Source organism: Lysinibacillus sp. NPDC059133, from assembly GCF_042755925.1.
GTDB lineage: Bacteria > Bacillota > Bacilli > Bacillales_A > Planococcaceae > Lysinibacillus.
Window position 1 is genome coordinate 21,348 of sequence record NZ_JBHZDH010000042.1, and the last position, 16,869, is coordinate 38,216.

Genomic DNA, 16,869 nt, shown 5'->3' on the forward strand with positions numbered 1-16,869 from the left:
AAGGTGGATGTCGATAAAAATTAAAAGTTAGGTGATATAACGTGAAAGTTTGTAGATAAAATTCAGAAGTTGGTAGATATAACGTGAAAGTTTGTAGATAAAATTTAAAAGTTGGGCGATAACTGCTGAAAAGGTCCCGATCAAACTAAAAAGTTGGATGTCATTTTGTTAAAACGTGTTATGCGGATAAGTTGATTGGATTGGAGACTCCAGTCGGAACGGAAATCAACCCCTTGCTTTGCAACAGAGCCTAACTTTATTTAATATGAGACCTTAATCTCACCGACATAATTTTCAACAACATGAAAAGTCCAATAACCCTTAAGTTTATTGGACTCTTTTCGTTATTTGATTGTTAATGTATCAAGCGGTTTGAAGTCTTTTAGCTGATAACTCTTTACTTCATTGCGAGCTACTGTGTAAAGAGCGTCATCTATATAGACTACTCGCTGTACACGCTGCTCCCAACTTTCATACTGATCGCCAGTGCCTTTATGAACAATATTTCCTTTTAGTACGATCCCTTTATCCGCAGTGATTTCATAGATTTGTGCGCCTTGCCCTTTGTAGACAATTTCATCGCCCTTCCCTGCATCATACAGGACAACTGGGAAACCAAAGTAATGGTATTCCTGGTTGCGGAATAACGCTTTAGGGTTGTATTGAACATCGGAGTACGAGCCTTTTCCACCGATTTTTACGGTTGATTGTTCCTTTGGATGTTTGAAATCTGACACATCAAACAGTGACATTTTCATATTTGTTGTCACCGTAAAATTACGCTTCGAATAGGCATCATAGCGTTGCTCCGTATCATAGCCAATGCCGATTAAATGTGTATCGTCTAATGGATGTAAATAGTTACTAAAGCCTGGAATCTTTAGCTCCCCTAGCACAGTTGGCTTTTTCGGGTTTGCTACATCAATCACAAACAGTGGATCCACTTGCTTGAATGTTACTACATATGCTTTTTCGCCCATAAAGCGTGCAGAATACACTTTTTCACCAGGAGCTAAATCTTTTACTGCACCGAGCTGTTGTAAATTTTTATCTAAAATAAATAGGTGATTTCGTGATATTTGTTGTTCATCCCATGTATTTCCTTCCGTTGTAACGATACGGAAATTACCGTCATATTCATCCATTGAGTATTGATTTAACACGGATCCTTTTACTTCCGTAGTACCAACAAAATTCATGGCTGTTCCATCTACATTCCATTTAAAAACTTGTGTATTCGTTGTTCTTGGCATCCAGATCCTATCCATCATGAGGCCAGCAGCAGGCACTGGGTTTCCATCATAAATGGGTGTTGTTAAATAAAGTGCATTCTCCGACATATAAAGTCCACTACTACCACCTAAGTATCCTTTCGTATTCGCCGTTTTCTGAGCACCATTTTTTAAATCCACCGCTGTCATTAAGCTATATGTTCCATCCATTGTATTTGGTAAAATAGAAATTTTCTCTAAAGGTAAACTTTTATATTCTTTTCCTTCTACACTATCATATGTTTTCGGTTTTAAATCTGGCGCTTTTTTCTCTCTAAGCATCCAATAATTCGGATACATATTACCGATTAAATATAATGTGTCATTTGTAATTCGAATATCTTGCAAATACCCCTCTTGCCCCACTTCACGTATGAGCTTTGGATTTTTTGGATTTGAAATATCAAATAAAGAAGCTGTTGTCATGCTTGTGCCTATTTTTTCTAAATATTCATCGCTAATTGCTATTAATAAATGGTCGTATACTGCTAGCTTCGAAATGTATTGTGATTCTTTCATCTTGATCGTTGTCGCTAGCTTTAAATTTTTCGGGTTTTTAGCATCCACAACCGTAATGTTCTGATCTTTTACAGCGTAAATATAGCCATCTTTGACAACAACTATATCCCCCTCCTCTACGCCCTCGACTTGATTATTCGTTGTAGAGGAGTTGCTCGTACTTGCTTTGTCCTCGCTCTTCGCCATTTCTGTGTTTGCTTCTTCATGCACCTCTCTTTGTGTATTAGCTAAAAGTGTTTCAAAATATTGTTGTAGCTCTTTTTCTGATTTTACGGCTTCAAGCTTTTCAATGATGGTGAACGCTAGTACTTGCGATGTTGTTTTAGGTCCACCTAGTACAAACGCTTCTTTATTCACATGTAATTTATAGCTACCGGGTGCTAAATCGCTAATGTGAATGGTCTTGTTATCATCTGCCAATGCGACAGTTGCTGTTACCTTTTGATCTTTGCTATTCGTTACGTAAACATTGTCTTCCGTTATTTTGCTGGCCTTTAGTGCCTGCGTAAAGGAAACTTGCCAGCTATGAGTTGTCATACTCGCACTTGTAGTATTTGCCTCCACTTTTGGGGCCGACATGAACGTAAAAATTCCTGGCAAAATAGCTAGTACGATGATGATTAACAATGCTACCCACTTATGCTTCATCATTTTTCCTACCTTTCATAATGTTGTTTATTATTTAGACTACCAAGGAGTAAAAAAGTTACATTATTCTGAAATTTCCCTCAAAAAAAACGAGAGGGCGTGAATTCCTCTCGTTTTCAAATTAGCTTCTACTATTGTACGTTTACTGTATATGCCCCGTTTTCATGATCAAATTTATAAATATATAAATAATATTTGCCTGGTTCCGCATTATATTTACCTTTTATATTATTTCCATCTTCCTGTCCATATGCTACGTAATTTCGCATATCAGACTCATGACAAAGCACCCATGTCATGCCAATTTGATTTTCATTTAAGACAGAAATATCGATTTCTTTTGGAGACGTAACATCGAATGTGTATACATCCGTATGATCATCATCCATCAAGCTACCTTTTAGGGGCATATTAAATGGAATCATATTCGCTTCTTCTGGACGATTATTTGGTTCTAGCTCTGTTTGTGCTTCATTCTGTACATTTACTGTATATGTCCCGTTTTCATGATCAAATTTATAAATATATAAATAATACTTTCCTGGTTCCGCATGAAGTTTACCTTTTATACTATTTCCATCTTCCTCTCCGAATGCTACGTAATTTTCCATATCAGACTCATGATAAAGCACCCATGTCATGCCAATTTGATTTTCATTTAAGACAGAAATATCGATTTCTTCTGGAGATGTAACTTCGAATGTGTATGCGTCCGTATCATCATCATCGATCAAACTACCTTTTAGGGGCATATTAAATGGAATTGTCTTAGCTTCTTCTGAATGAGTATTCCCTGTTTGTGCACCCTTCCGTACAGATACAATTGCATGATCTTTACTTGCTATGCCCTTATCATTTTTCACTGTTAATGTCACAGTATATGTGCCTTCTTTTTCGTATACATGCGTAGGGTTTGCCTCTGCACTCGTTTTTCCATCACCAAAATCCCAAAGGTAAGAAACGATTTCTCCATCCTTATCTTTTGAACCATCGCTCTTGAACTGGATTTCTTCATTTTCGATTCCAGCATATGGACCATTTATCTTTACAATAGGCGCTTGATAGTCGCCTTCATCCGTCGCAACGCCGTGGAAAACAACATCATATTCAAACTGGTTTGCTGCATTCACACGGTAGTTTACGAAATACGCAGTCATTGTTTTATAGCCGCTCCACTCTTTTTGCGATAGCTGCTCCAGTACTTCGTTCACTTGCTTACTCATCGTTTTCCAATCTTTAGACTCACCTTGTGTTTCATTACCCACATACGTACCTTCGAGTGTAAATGTATCAAAGAATTGAGACTTATGTTTTGTCATTTTTACATCTTGTACGTTCGCCACATCGGTAATTTCTTGCTCCACTTCGTTTAACGCTTTTGGTACATGTTCCGCTAAATAATCTTCTGCTACTTGTGGCACCTCGTATTTCTCTTGATTATCAATCAATTGCTGCATATAGTCTTGGTATTCCGCATTCAGTTGTGGATCTTTACTTAAAGCGTCACGATACGCATCATAATTTTTCACATCGTTCGCACGAATTAAATCTTGAATTCTATCAAATGTCTCAAATTGATGAGTATACATAAAGGACTGTAGTGCAAATGAATAGTTATAAAAATCCCATGATCCATATTTTGCAAACAATGTCTGTTTAGCTGTATAACGTTGTGATGGGTCATCTGATAATCCACTAATAATACTCTTACGTGGCACAACATCATTTGTACGCGTTGATCCTGCAAAGAATTCTGCATTTCCTTCTTGGAACCATGTTAGTCGTTCATTTTGATACATATCACCTGTTCCGAATAAACCAGGAACCTCGTACCTTCCTTGCAAATAGTGTGTGAATTCATGGCGGAACAACTCTTCTAAACTATAAATACTTTGCTCAGGCGTACGTTCATATGTAAAGAACGTTCCCTTCTCTTCAATATAAATACCACCATTATTCGTTTCATAGCCGTACAATTGACGGTTTAATCGATATTGATCTGGAGAGTCATAAATGACAACAGTTAATACATCGTCAGCATTACCTGGTTCTAATGCTTTGTCATTCCCAATTACACGGTGATATTGAGCTTTTACTTCTTTTGCAGCCCAGTATAATCTTTGAATTTTGTCGTCTGTTACGTTAGCTCCCGTCTTAAAGACAATCGATCCATTATCAAATGTATATGTTTTCGGTAAATACTGCTTCTTACCCTCTTCACGCATTTTCTCTAAATCTACTGCATTTCCGCTATAGTCTTTTCCATCATAATTTGTAGTAAGTTGCTCTACTGCCACAAAGTAAGCTTCACTTAAATATGGATACATATGCATCGCTTGTGTAACAACTTCTAAACCTTTAGCTGGATTACTATAGAATCCTCCTAATCGCCCTGCATAATAAATGCCATTATTGATTAGCCAACTATTGTTATCTGTTACATTATGTATAAGCGCAATGTTATTCACTTCATTGATGAAACTGTCAATCTTTCCATACCACATCGTCGTATTCGCTTCTTTACCTGTCTGCTGCAAGTACGATTGCAGGTCATAATCAATCCCATGTATTAAATCATAGATTGCTTGCCCTTTTAGAGAATCACTTTCATATGTAGAGAGATTTTCGTTATACTGTTTTAAAATCTTCGCAGCATACTGAACTGTTTCTGCATCACTAGAAGCGTTACCGATTAATTTCCCATAGGCAGATACCACTTTATCTTGCTCATCTGTACCAAGTTTAAAGTTCGGATTTTTCGCCATTTCCTTTAATGCTGGTAAACACTTATCATGGAAACTTCTCTCGTTTAAATAACCTAGTTCGTTATTATAAAATCCTACATAAAAAGCAGAACGCAATAGCTCAACAAATGTTTCAATACCCTTTGAATCATCTTTCGTAAAAGAACTTCCTCTTTTCCCTAACTCATTGATGATCACTTGCATGCGTTCTTTATTTTGGTAAAAAGCTTTTGTTTCCTCATTGAATTGGAATAGGTCTGTAATTTGATACCAGCGAATATTTCCTAGCGTATCAATTAGCTCACTATCGCTCATTCTAGTAAGCTCTGCCATCGAGTACTGTTCCTGCAATTGCTTTGTTTCAGCAAGTTTTATAGTTGGAGCTGGGTGTTCCGAAAAATCTCCCATTTCCAAACGTTTTTCAAATGATAATGTTTCATCAGCTGTTGTAGAATGTGTCACTTCATCATTCGGCGTTTCTATGCCAGCAGGCTTCATTTGTAATACATTATAAGGCGTTTTTTCTGCTGCTGATGCTTCTGCTTGTAACGCTCCGAACGACAGTGCCATTGTACTTACTCCAATTAACACTTGATTGAGTTTTAATTTTTTCTTCATAAAAATCCTCCTATGGTACCACATTTATAAATCGGTAATATGTTGATCATTTAGAACTATATTACATTTTTAAAAATACCATATTATGTGAGTAAAGCAATATAAAATGTTATTTTTAGTAAAATTTTCTTGTACAATTTGAACATCAAGACACAATTAGAGCATATAAACAGGTTTCGTTGTAATTAAATGGGGTATTTCTCTTAAACATAAAAAAAGAACCCGGAATTCGGATTCTTTTTTAAAATAAAAGGTTTGATAAAACGCTTACTCTTCAAATGGCCATTTCGGTAGCATTTTTGCCAATGACTTATCTTGACGTTTTCCTAATACATAGTCAGCCTGCATAATTGTATGAATCTCCCGCGTACCTTCATAGATAACGGGTGCTTTCGAGTTACGTAAATAACGGGCGACTGGATATTCATCTGAATAACCATATGCTCCATGAATTTGTACAGCATCATCCGCAGCTTTATTGGCAAAATCACAAGCCTGCCACTTTGCTAATGATGTCTCTCGTGTATTACGTACACCTTTATTTTTTAACTCTCCAACACGATAGACAAGTAGGCGACTCATTTGATAGCCCGCTTCCATTTCGGCAATCATTTGCCCTACTAGCTGGTGCTCACCAATAGGCTTTCCAAATGTTTCGCGTTCATGACAGTATTTCACACTCGCCTCGAGACACGCTTGAATGAGACCGACGGCGCCAGCAGCTACGGTGAAACGACCATTATCTAACGCAGACATTGCAATTTTAAAGCCTTCTCCTTCTTCTCCTAGACGATTCTCTACAGGTATACGTAGATTTTCGAAAAAGAGCTCACCAGTATTACCAGCACGAATACCGTATTTACCTTTAATGGCCTTCGATGTAAAGCCCGCCATGGAACGCTCCACGATAAATGCGCTAATGCCATGATGCTTCTTCGATTTATCCGTGTAGGCAAAAACGATAAAATGGTCAGCTATATCACATAAGGAAATCCATGTTTTCTGCCCATTTAATACGTAAAAGTCTCCATTCTTTACAGCGGTGGTAGACATTGCAGCTACATCTGATCCTGCTCCGGGCTCTGTTAAACCGAACGCCCCAATCCGAACACCTTTCGCCTGCGGAACAAGATATTGCTGTTTTTGAGCCTCTGTTCCCCATTGCATTAAGGTCATGCTATTCAAGCCTGTATGAACGGAAACAGCTGTACGAAATGCTGTATCTCCACGTTCAAGCTCTTCACAAACGATGGCGAGTGCATTGTAATCCATACCACTGCCACCGTATTGTTCTGGGACACAAACACCCATTAAGCCGAGCTCAGCTAGTCTTGACCAAATCTTCGGATTGAAGCCACCCTCAGCATCCCACTTCGCAATATGTGGAAGTATCTCATCATCCACAAACTTCCGTACTGTTTTACGTAACATTTCCTGCTCAGTGGTAAATTCAAAATTCATGACCGAGCACCTACCATTTCACGATCATTGCAGATGTATGAGACGTTTCCTTAATAACTACACCACGTTTGGCCATTTCTTCAATATAAATGTCGCCCGGTACAATTGATTCAGGTGCAAATACACCGCACTCTGAAATTTTATGTTCTCCAATCATTTGAGCAACGACAGAAATTGTATTGGCTGTTGCACGAGCCATAGCTGTTTCATTAATCGTCATATCTTTACGCACAACCATTTCGTACTCATACGTCACTTGTTGCTGTGCCTTTTCACCCGCTACAATAACACGCAATAGCACTGCATCTGGTTTTGTACCAAGCTCAAGTTTCTTTTTAAGTGCCTCCCGAACAACTGGACGTACAGAAACCTCCTGATTTTCTATCTCTACCTTATTACTAGCATCGAGGAATCCTAAATCGGCTAATAGCTTAAATTTCTCTGCATGTCCTTTATAACGAATTGTTTTATATTCTAATGTTTGGACATTTGGGAATGACTTATCCAACGTCGATATACCGCCAGATGTATAAAATGCCTCAAGCACACCAAAATCTTTGAAATAAATAGGTTCAACTCCTGATAACGACGGAACTTCTTGAAGTTTACCTTTTTGAATCACTTTTGATGGCTCTGTATAATGATCAAAGACACCATCTAGAGAAAATACGCGAGTATAGTGAAGAGGTGGCTTCGGTTCTGTAGGAATACCGCCTACAAATAGTTTAATAGATTCCACCTCATCTAATTTCGAAGCACCGTAACCTGCTAAAATATTGACCATACCTGGCGCAACACCTAAGTCTGGAATAATGGTTACACCTTTTACTTTTGCCTCTTCGTCGAGATCTAATATTTTTTCTGTGACACCGCCAATATGACCACCTAAATCCACGGAATGAACACCCGCCGCGATGGCTGCTCTTGCTACACGCTCATTAAAGGCATAGAATAATGCATTAACGACTACATCGCCTTTTGAAATAACCTCCATTAACGAGTCATCGCGCTCGGCATGAAGCTCTACAACCTCAATTTTATCTGTATTTAACGAGTCCACGAAGTCCTGCGCTATTTTTACGTCAATATCCCCTAAAAATACACACTCTACTTTGCTATTTTTTATTAAATCACGAGCTACCTCTTTCCCCATTAAACCTGCACCTAATACAACAACTTTCATCAAGAACATCCCCTTTCATTGATCTGTTATTCTGTATCGATTTGTGCTCTTTGTAATTTCCCGCTATAGTCTACATAAATACTTTTCCATTCTGTATAGACGTCCAAGGCAGCTACACCTGAGTCACGGTGACCATTCCCCGTACCCTTTGTCCCACCAAATGGCAAATGGATTTCAGCACCTGTTGTGCCAGCATTCACATAAACAATACCTGTATCTAAATCTCGTTGTGCGCGGAAAATCGTATTCACATCTTGTGAAAAAATTGAACTGGATAAGCCAAATTTTACGCCATTGTTTACTTCGATTGCTTCATCCAAACTTGCTACTTCAATAAGAGAAACGACCGGACCAAAGATTTCTTCCTGTGCAATAATCATGTCAGGCTTCACATTGGTAAATAGTGTAGGCTCATAATAAAATCCTTTGTCATAAGGAGGCTCAGATAAAGTTCTACCTCCAGCTAACAACGTTGCCCCTTCCTGTTTGCCGATTTGCACATAGTGATTAATCTTTTCCAATGCAGCTTTGTTGATGACAGGTCCGATTTTTACATCTTCATCTAGACCGTCCCCAATTGTTAGCTTATGCATTTCGTCTAATAGACGTTTTTCTAGTTCCTCTCTTACATCTTTATGCACAATCACGCGACTACATGCTGTACATCTTTGACCAGCAGTTCCAAATGCACTCCATAAGATTCCTTCAGTGGCTAGCTGTAGATCGGCATCGTCCATCACGATGACTGCATTTTTTCCGCCCATCTCTAATGAAATTTTCTTCAGGTGTTTACCACCTAGCTCCGCTACCTTACTTCCTGTTGTTGTAGAGCCGGTAAATGAAATGACCTTAACGTCTGGATGCTCAATTAATGCTGTTCCAACTGTTGGCCCTGTACCGAAGACGATGTTTGCTACTCCATCTGGTAAGCCAACCTCTTCAAAAATTTTACCCATTTCATACGCCATCATCGGTGTTTCATTAGACGGCTTCCAAATGAACGTATTGCCAGCAACAATGGCCGGGAATGACTTCCAGGTAGCAATCGCTACAGGAAAATTCCACGGAGTTATTAAACCGACAACGCCAATAGGTGCCCGTACACTCATGGCAAATTTATCGGCTAGCTCAGACGGTGTTGTCTCCCCAAATAACCGTCGCCCTTCACCAGCCATATAATAGGCCATATCGATCCCTTCCTGTACTTCACCTCTAGCTTCTTCAATAACCTTTCCCATCTCTTTTGTTAAAACGGTCGCTAAATGCTCTTTCTTCTCCTTCATTTTTTGACCGATGGCATATAAATAGTCAGCACGTTTAGGCGCAGGTACTAATGCCCATTTTTTTTGTGCCTGTTTTGCAACCGCTACCGCTTCATCTACCTCACTTACCGTAGAACGCGGAATCGTAGCTAGCTGCTCCCCATTTGCAGGGTTGGTCACTGCTATACTTTGTAAATGGGGATATGTTGCCCATTTACCACCGATATAGTTTTTGATTTCCACTACAAACACCCCCTGAAGAATCTTTGTTGCCTCTGTATCATCGTTACCAGTCGCATTGCTTTTAGACAGATGTCATCTATTAATCTCTTACAGAATCAACTGTGTCAAAATTCCGAATTTTTAATATATAGAAATCTACAAAGCATGCTTTTGGTTCAATGACGTCGGTGACAATCACCAGAGATTTTTATTTTCTTTTAGCTAAGTTACGGATGAAAATCTTTTGTGAGCATTGAAAAAACAATCACAAATTTTCAGCTAAGCGAAAATAAAAAATACTCATACTAGTTTTTTATATTCGACATTCTCTATCTTATTCCTTTTTTTTCTCAAATAATTAATTATGCATTGAAACTTAAGTAACTTATAATCGTAAATAATAATAAACTTATTTTGGAGGAATCCTATTATGAATAATCATGAAATTGACTACAAATTATATGGCGACGATATGCAATACGTGCAAGTTGAGCTTGACCCGCAAGAAACAGTAGTAGCTGAAGCTGGTGCTTTAATGATGATGGATGATTCTATCCATATGGAAACGATCTTTGGCGATGGTTCAAGAGGAAGCCTAGAAAGTGGTCTTATGGGTAAATTATTTGGAGCTGGTAAACGACTAGTTACAGGTGAAAGTTTATTTATGACGACATTTACGAATGTTGGTTCAGGTAAACGTCATGTGTATTTCGCTTCTCCATACCCTGGAAAGATTATTCCAATGGATTTAAGTCAATTAGACGGAAAGATTATTTGTCAAAAAGATGCTTTTTTAGCTGCTGCAAAAGGAGTCTCAGTTGGCGTTGAATTCCAGAAAAAAATCGGCGTTGGCTTCTTCGGTGGTGAAGGCTTTATTATGCAAAAGCTTGAGGGAGACGGCATGGCTTTTGTACATGCAGGCGGCGCTATTCACGAAAAGACTCTAGAACCTGGTGAAGTATTACGTGTTGATACAGGATGCTTAGTTGCTATGACATCTGATGTACATTACGATATCGAGATGGTTGGGGGCGTAAAAACTGCATTGTTTGGTGGTGAAGGTATCTTCTTCGCTACTTTAAAGGGTCCGGGTAAAGTATGGATTCAATCCTTACCATTTAGCCGATTAGCAAGCCGCGTCTTCGCTGCAGCACCAATTTCTCAAGGCGGTGGTGGTCAATCTAAAGGCGAAGGTGGCATTGGCGGTTTATTTGATATGTTTAATAAATAATGGACGCTATTTAAAAATACAGAAGAAGGAACATTAAAGGAACCAATCAGCGTTCGAGTAGAATTTTTATAAATTTTAGTGAAGGCTATGGCTACTCACCTTAATTGAACAGAATAGACTTATAACTGTGACGCAATTGTACGTCTGTTGGTACGGACGCTTTGATGCTGTTGCTACGTTAACACTACGCTTTCGCATAGCAATAGAGGAACGGAGGCTAAAATCATCACGTCCTGTGATAACGCCTTCGTGACCAACATCGTGTTGGCACAAGCGGCTCATCGGACGCCCCCAGGAAGCTCTGCTCTGCGCGAAAGCGAAGCGTCAGCGGCAAAGCGCTCAGTTGGAACGGAATCAACCCCTCGTTTTGCAAAGAGCCATACTTAATCAACATGAAAGGAGCACATCGCAATTAGATGTGCTCCTATCTTCAGTGTCATTAATCTATTCGATTCGATGGTGTTTGGCCCTGACCGTAAGCAGTAAGTGCTTTAACGTTCAGCATCAGCATAGCAGTTCTAGTTTGAAGCGAGGCACTACCGATATGCGGAAGTGCTACAACATTAGGAAGCGTCAACAATGGATGATCCAACGCAATAGGCTCTTGTTCAAAGACATCTAGCCCTGCAGCCCACAGCTTACCACTTTTTAAAGTGTCATAAAGTGCATTCTCATCGATAATGCCACCGCGTGATGCGTTAATCAATACCGCATCATCCTTCATTATAGCAAGTTCCTCTGCCCCTATAAGTCCTACTGTATCATTGTTAAAAGGTGTCATAATAACAACGAAATCCGATTGTTTTAGAAGATCCTCTAACGATACATATTGAAAGCCATACATTTCCTCTGCCTCATGGCGACGTCTACGATTGTTGTATAAAATTTTCATATCAAAACCTTTTGCTCGTCTTGCAACAGCTTGACCAATACGTCCCATACCAATAATCCCTATAGTGGATCCTGAAACATCTTTACCTACTAATTGCATTGGATACCAGCTTTTCCATTTACCCTCACGCAAATATCGATCACTTTCTGGAATTCTACGAGCCGTCGCAAGCAATAATCCCATTACAAAATCAGCAGTCGTATTTGTTAAAACTCCCGGCGTATTTGTCGCCATTATTCCGCGCTTACGCAAAGCTTTAATATCAATGTTATTAAATCCAACTGCTAAATTTGTTACAAGCTTTAAATTGGGTGCGTGCAATAATAACTCTTCATCGACTTGATCAGCAAGCGTTACCCACAGTACTTCACAATCTGCGACAGCTGCCAATAGTTTTTCCCGCGGTATAACAATTTCCTCCTCCTCCCATTGTTTGATATCATAAAACTCTTTCAACGGTTCAACTATATGTGGCGGAAACTTACGTGTAATAAATAATTTCTTTTTCATATTCCGAACACCTCTCTACTCAATTCGCCTATAGCGTAACACTTAGAACGCTCATTTTCTAGGGGTTTCTTATTTTTGCATTTATGACACTATTCCTTTTTTATCACTTTCCAAACTTCATCCGTCTATTTGTTGTTTTATCCTTCTAATATGCGATTTTGTCCTATTTAGTAAAAACTGACCCATCATCATATTGTAAGGTTGATTTCCGTTCCGACTGAGCGCTTTGTTGTTGCTGTCGCTACGCTTTCGCACAGATAAAACAATTGTTGCTGTCGCTACGCTTTCGCACAGAGCAAAGCTTCCTGGGGGCGTCCGATGAGCCGCTTCGCTCCAGGGTCTCGGGCCAACAGATGTTTTTTGCGCGAAAGCGTAGTGCTAACGCAGCGTCAGCAGCACCGATGTTGGTCACGAAGGCGTTATCACAGGATGTGATGGTCTTAGCCTTCGTTCCTCTATCGCTAATCCCCAAGGAGTCGCTCAGTCTCCACTCCAATCAACTTAATCTCATAGTATACGTTTTGTTATCCTCAATTTTCGATAATTAAAAAACTATGCACAGAATTATGCATAGTCGTTAAAATTCTCTAATTGTTGTGTCTAAACGATTGGCAACTTGTTTTAATTCCTCGGAAGATTCTCCAATTGTTTCTATAAATTCCGCCAATTCTGTTATTTTCAGTCCGACGTTTTGGAAGTTTGAGATAGAGCCGTTTACTGAGCCAGATATAGCATCAAATGCTTTTAAAGATGCCGAGTTTTGCTCAATACTATCGTTCACCAGCTCTTGGATCTCATGAATGGCTTGAACAACTTGTTTTGTAATGCCATTAGACATCGTGATAAGGTCCCCGATTTGTTCAACCGAACTTTTCGTCTGGTCTGCAAGCTTACGAACTTCACTCGCCACGACAGCAAAGCCTTTTCCGTGCTCTCCTGCACGTGCAGCCTCAATAGCTGAATTTAACGCAAGTAAATTTGTTTGATTAGAAATTCTTTTCACTATTTCAATAACAGCATTAATTTTAGAGGAAGAGTGATTTAATCGCTCCACCATACCCGACATTTCAACTGTTTTATGATGAATTCCCCCTGTTTGTTCATTAATTAGGACTATTTTAGAATAGCCTTCAGACGATACTTGTTGCATTGTTTTTGCCTCATCGATACTTTCCTTCAAGTATTCATTTACTTCCTTAGCGTTATCAACAAGTTCAGTCACTGTTTCATTCGTGCTATGGGATTGAGTATCTAGTTGCGTAGATATTCCACCTATAACTTCCTTCACATGTACTCGAACACTATCCTGTTGCTGTTCAATTAACATCTTAGCATAATGATCATATTCCTCTAGGACAATCTGTTGTTCAAAGTTACATATTTTACTAATCGCCTCACAAAACTTTTCTTCTTCGTCCCTCGTTAGTTGAAGCGTATATACAATCTTTCTTAATAATTTTTCAAGGTTTTGAAAGGCTGCTAAATACCACTTAGGATACAAGTTAATCTTTACATGCATTTTCGCGACCCGCCTTCTCTTCTCCAAAAATGCATCGTCTATACGCCCTTCGAACATTTCTATAATATGAAGGCGTAATGTTTGCCGTAAACGTTCACTAGAGCTGTACTTTTCAATAACTTCACGTAAGTCTGGCACACTTTCAATTGCCTGATAAAATGCGTCTACCACCTCTGCGACATTTCGTTCAATATACGGTTTTAAACTTCTAATTAATTGCAAATCTCCTTTCGTTAGATTTACTAGATTTAACTGTTGCAAACGTTCCTGATCTTGAATAATAACTCCTATACTTGATTCATCACTGATCTCAATTGTATTTTTCTTAGGCTTATTTCCAATACGAAACAACTTCTACACCCCACAGTACCTATGTATATTCTACTAAAAACAAATAATTCTATAATCAATTATACTGTCTAGACAATTGGAATGACAATAAATAGGTAAAAAATATCTATTTTCACAATAAGCATTAATCCATCATACTTACAAACAATACTTATTAACCATTCCATCCTTCTTAGAAAAGGATAAAATGGCTAAAAAAAGCCACTCCTTCTTTAATAGAAGAGTGACTTTATTCATTACATAAAGATAATAACAGCTAGCACAGCAGCTAATACTAAACGATAAATAGCAAATGGCATTAATTTCACTTTTGAAATAAGTGCTAAGAAGAATTTAATTGATAGTAATGCAAAGATAAATGAACTAATGAAGCCTACTGCATAGAATCCAAAATAATCCATAGATAGCGTATCCCAGTTTTTCAGTACAGATACTAGACTAGCACCCGCCATAATCGGTACTGCCATAATGAAGGTAAAATCTGCCGCCACGCGGTGACTCATTCCAAATAGAACACCACCAGATATTGTTGCACCTGAACGGGAGAACCCTGGCCAAAGTGATAAACATTGTACTAACCCTACTTTAAATGCTAAACCATAAGAAATTTTATCTAGAGAATCCACTTTTGGTTTTTTTGTTGCAAATTTATCTGCAATAATCATTAAAATTGCCCCAGCTACTAAAGCATACATAACATGCTCTACTTTAAATAAATGATCATCGATAAAATCTTTGAACGTAAAACCTAATACAACTGCTGGCAACATGCCCACAATAACATGCATTAAATTGAAGTGACCTTTCACTGATTTCGATTGGCCATCAATTTTATAGAGTCCTACTAAATTTAACATTCGTTTCCACATAACAACGACTACCGCTAAAATGGAGCCTAGCTGTACAACGATTTTAAATGTATTGGCAGGATACTTCCCTAAAAACTCCTCTGTCTTTAGCCACATATCGTCCACAATAATCATATGTCCTGTCGACGACACTGGTGCAAACTCTGTCATCCCCTCGACAAAGCCTAAAATAAGCGCCTTTAATAATTCAATGATATCCACATTGTCACCTAACCTTTTGTTAATTAAATACAAACATATTATAAAATACACTTTTTCGGGCGCTTTCTTGGGGGCGTCCGATGAGCCGCAAGAGCCGCCCAATTTACCAACTAACGAAAGTTTATATCCACAACCCATAGTTCGGAGCGGCTGCCTAGTCGCATTGGAGGACCCCAAAAGCCAAAACCTGATGAAACAAGTGTATGCATTTTCTCCTTCATCTTATAACCATAATCGAGCTCAAATACACGAGCTGTAATATACTGATTAGGCCATAGTTGACCCTTATGCGTATGACCCGACATATGAAAGTCCACGCCCAATTTTGCAGGCGTACTTAAATCATTCGGGGTATGATTCATAACAAACCAAGGCAAGTCATCAGTTGTCTTCAATCCATCTAGTTGCTTTCTATCCTTGTTTGTAATATCTTCTTGACCCGTTAATACTATCACATTATCGATTCTAATAGTTTCATCACACAAAACTTTTACATTTGCTTTTTCCATCTCTGCAATAAACTCAGGGATTTTCTTGCCATAATACTCGTGATTGCCAAGTACACCATACACCCCGTATGTAGATGATAATTGCTTCATCACATCCGCCATTCCCTCTTTAACAAACCATTTAGGATCATCATCCACAATATCTCCAGCTAAAAAGACGATATCCGGCTTTGCTTCATTCGATAAAGTAACGAAGCGCTGTAAATGTCTTTTATTTGATAGAACACCTAAATGAAAATCTGATGCAACTACAACTCTCATCGATTCTAGTTCACTACTCTTTTTATCCATCGTTATTTCTAAATGACGGACTACAGGTGAATACGCTAAATAGGTTCCCACAATACCAAGTACAAACAACATAGCCATCGCTATACTGCCAACTATCTGTACATTGTTAAAGGGACTTAACCAAATAATCAAGTGTGCTACTAAGCAAAGCAATAATCCGTATTCAAAAATAAACATCCAGTAATTATTGATGATTGAAAACATTCGTAAAGACTCATGCAATCTACTAATAATAATACTGAACGCAATGATATACAGCACTAGCCAATATAAAATTGGATAGCGGAACCACCCCATCGCCACAAGCCACTGTTTTAATCCCCACCCTAAGTAAAAAGTTGATGCACTATATATACTTATTAAAAGAATTCCACCAATTACTTTAGACATATTTCAGTTACCTACTTTCATATAGTCTTAGTTGATTATAGCATTCTCTTCTAGAAAGGAAGGGCAAAAGGGCAACCAATCAGTTCATTAAATCTTCTCTATAATTTAATCGTATGATTTACATGACAATCTAGATGAGACCCCGGGGTGTCTGGGAATAAAACCTATATTATAGTAA

General features: G+C 38.5%; 11 protein-coding genes. 1 reads left to right on the plus strand and 10 read right to left on the minus strand.

Features of this window, described 5'->3' with window-relative positions:
* Nucleotides 1–344 precede the first annotated feature (344 nt).
* From ACFXN8_RS18930 to ACFXN8_RS18950, 5 genes are all read right to left on the minus strand, one after another.
* Nucleotides 345–2,441, minus strand: coding sequence for a beta-propeller domain-containing protein (locus ACFXN8_RS18930; protein ID WP_386847246.1), 2,097 nt, complete (start codon nucleotides 2,439–2,441; stop codon nucleotides 345–347).
* Nucleotides 2,442–2,569: 128 nt separating this feature from the next.
* On the minus strand, nucleotides 2,570–5,800 hold the full coding sequence (locus tag ACFXN8_RS18935) for a collagenase (protein WP_386847247.1): 3,231 nt from the start codon (nucleotides 5,798–5,800) through the stop codon (nucleotides 2,570–2,572).
* Between the two features lie 267 nt (nucleotides 5,801–6,067).
* Entirely contained in the window at nucleotides 6,068–7,261 is a 1,194-nt protein-coding gene (locus ACFXN8_RS18940; protein WP_386847248.1) for an acyl-CoA dehydrogenase family protein, read from the minus strand.
* 10 nt (nucleotides 7,262–7,271) lie between these two features.
* Nucleotides 7,272–8,444, minus strand: a complete 1,173-nt coding sequence (locus tag ACFXN8_RS18945; protein WP_386847249.1) for a saccharopine dehydrogenase family protein — start codon at nucleotides 8,442–8,444, stop codon at nucleotides 7,272–7,274.
* A 26-nt stretch (nucleotides 8,445–8,470) separates the two neighbouring features.
* A complete protein-coding gene (locus ACFXN8_RS18950) occupies nucleotides 8,471–9,949 on the minus strand; it encodes an aldehyde dehydrogenase family protein (RefSeq protein ID WP_386847250.1) in 1,479 nt (492 codons plus the stop codon).
* A 409-nt stretch (nucleotides 9,950–10,358) separates the two neighbouring features.
* Here ACFXN8_RS18950 and ACFXN8_RS18955 point away from each other — a divergent pair, with 409 nt between their 5' ends.
* Entirely contained in the window at nucleotides 10,359–11,159 is an 801-nt protein-coding gene (locus ACFXN8_RS18955; protein WP_386847251.1) for a TIGR00266 family protein, read from the plus strand.
* A 75-nt stretch (nucleotides 11,160–11,234) separates the two neighbouring features.
* On the opposite strand, the gene ACFXN8_RS18960 is transcribed toward ACFXN8_RS18955, so the two are convergent.
* From ACFXN8_RS18960 to ACFXN8_RS18980, 5 genes are all read right to left on the minus strand, one after another.
* A complete protein-coding gene (locus tag ACFXN8_RS18960; RefSeq protein ID WP_386847252.1) occupies nucleotides 11,235–11,441 on the minus strand; it encodes a hypothetical protein in 207 nt (68 codons plus the stop codon).
* Between the two features lie 157 nt (nucleotides 11,442–11,598).
* On the minus strand, nucleotides 11,599–12,561 hold the full coding sequence (locus ACFXN8_RS18965) for a 2-hydroxyacid dehydrogenase (RefSeq protein ID WP_376078450.1): 963 nt from the start codon (nucleotides 12,559–12,561) through the stop codon (nucleotides 11,599–11,601).
* A gap of 577 nt (nucleotides 12,562–13,138) precedes the next feature.
* Nucleotides 13,139–14,431 carry a protoglobin domain-containing protein gene (locus ACFXN8_RS18970; RefSeq protein WP_386847253.1) on the minus strand — a complete coding sequence of 431 codons (1,293 nt, stop codon included), beginning with the start codon at nucleotides 14,429–14,431 and terminating at the stop codon, nucleotides 13,139–13,141.
* 236 nt (nucleotides 14,432–14,667) lie between these two features.
* Nucleotides 14,668–15,501 carry an undecaprenyl-diphosphate phosphatase gene (locus ACFXN8_RS18975; protein WP_386847254.1) on the minus strand — a complete coding sequence of 278 codons (834 nt, stop codon included), beginning with the start codon at nucleotides 15,499–15,501 and terminating at the stop codon, nucleotides 14,668–14,670.
* 110 nt (nucleotides 15,502–15,611) lie between these two features.
* Complete coding sequence (locus tag ACFXN8_RS18980; RefSeq protein WP_386847255.1) at nucleotides 15,612–16,691, minus strand: metallophosphoesterase; 1,080 nt, start codon at nucleotides 16,689–16,691, stop codon at nucleotides 15,612–15,614.
* Between the last annotated feature and the right edge of the window lie 178 nt (nucleotides 16,692–16,869).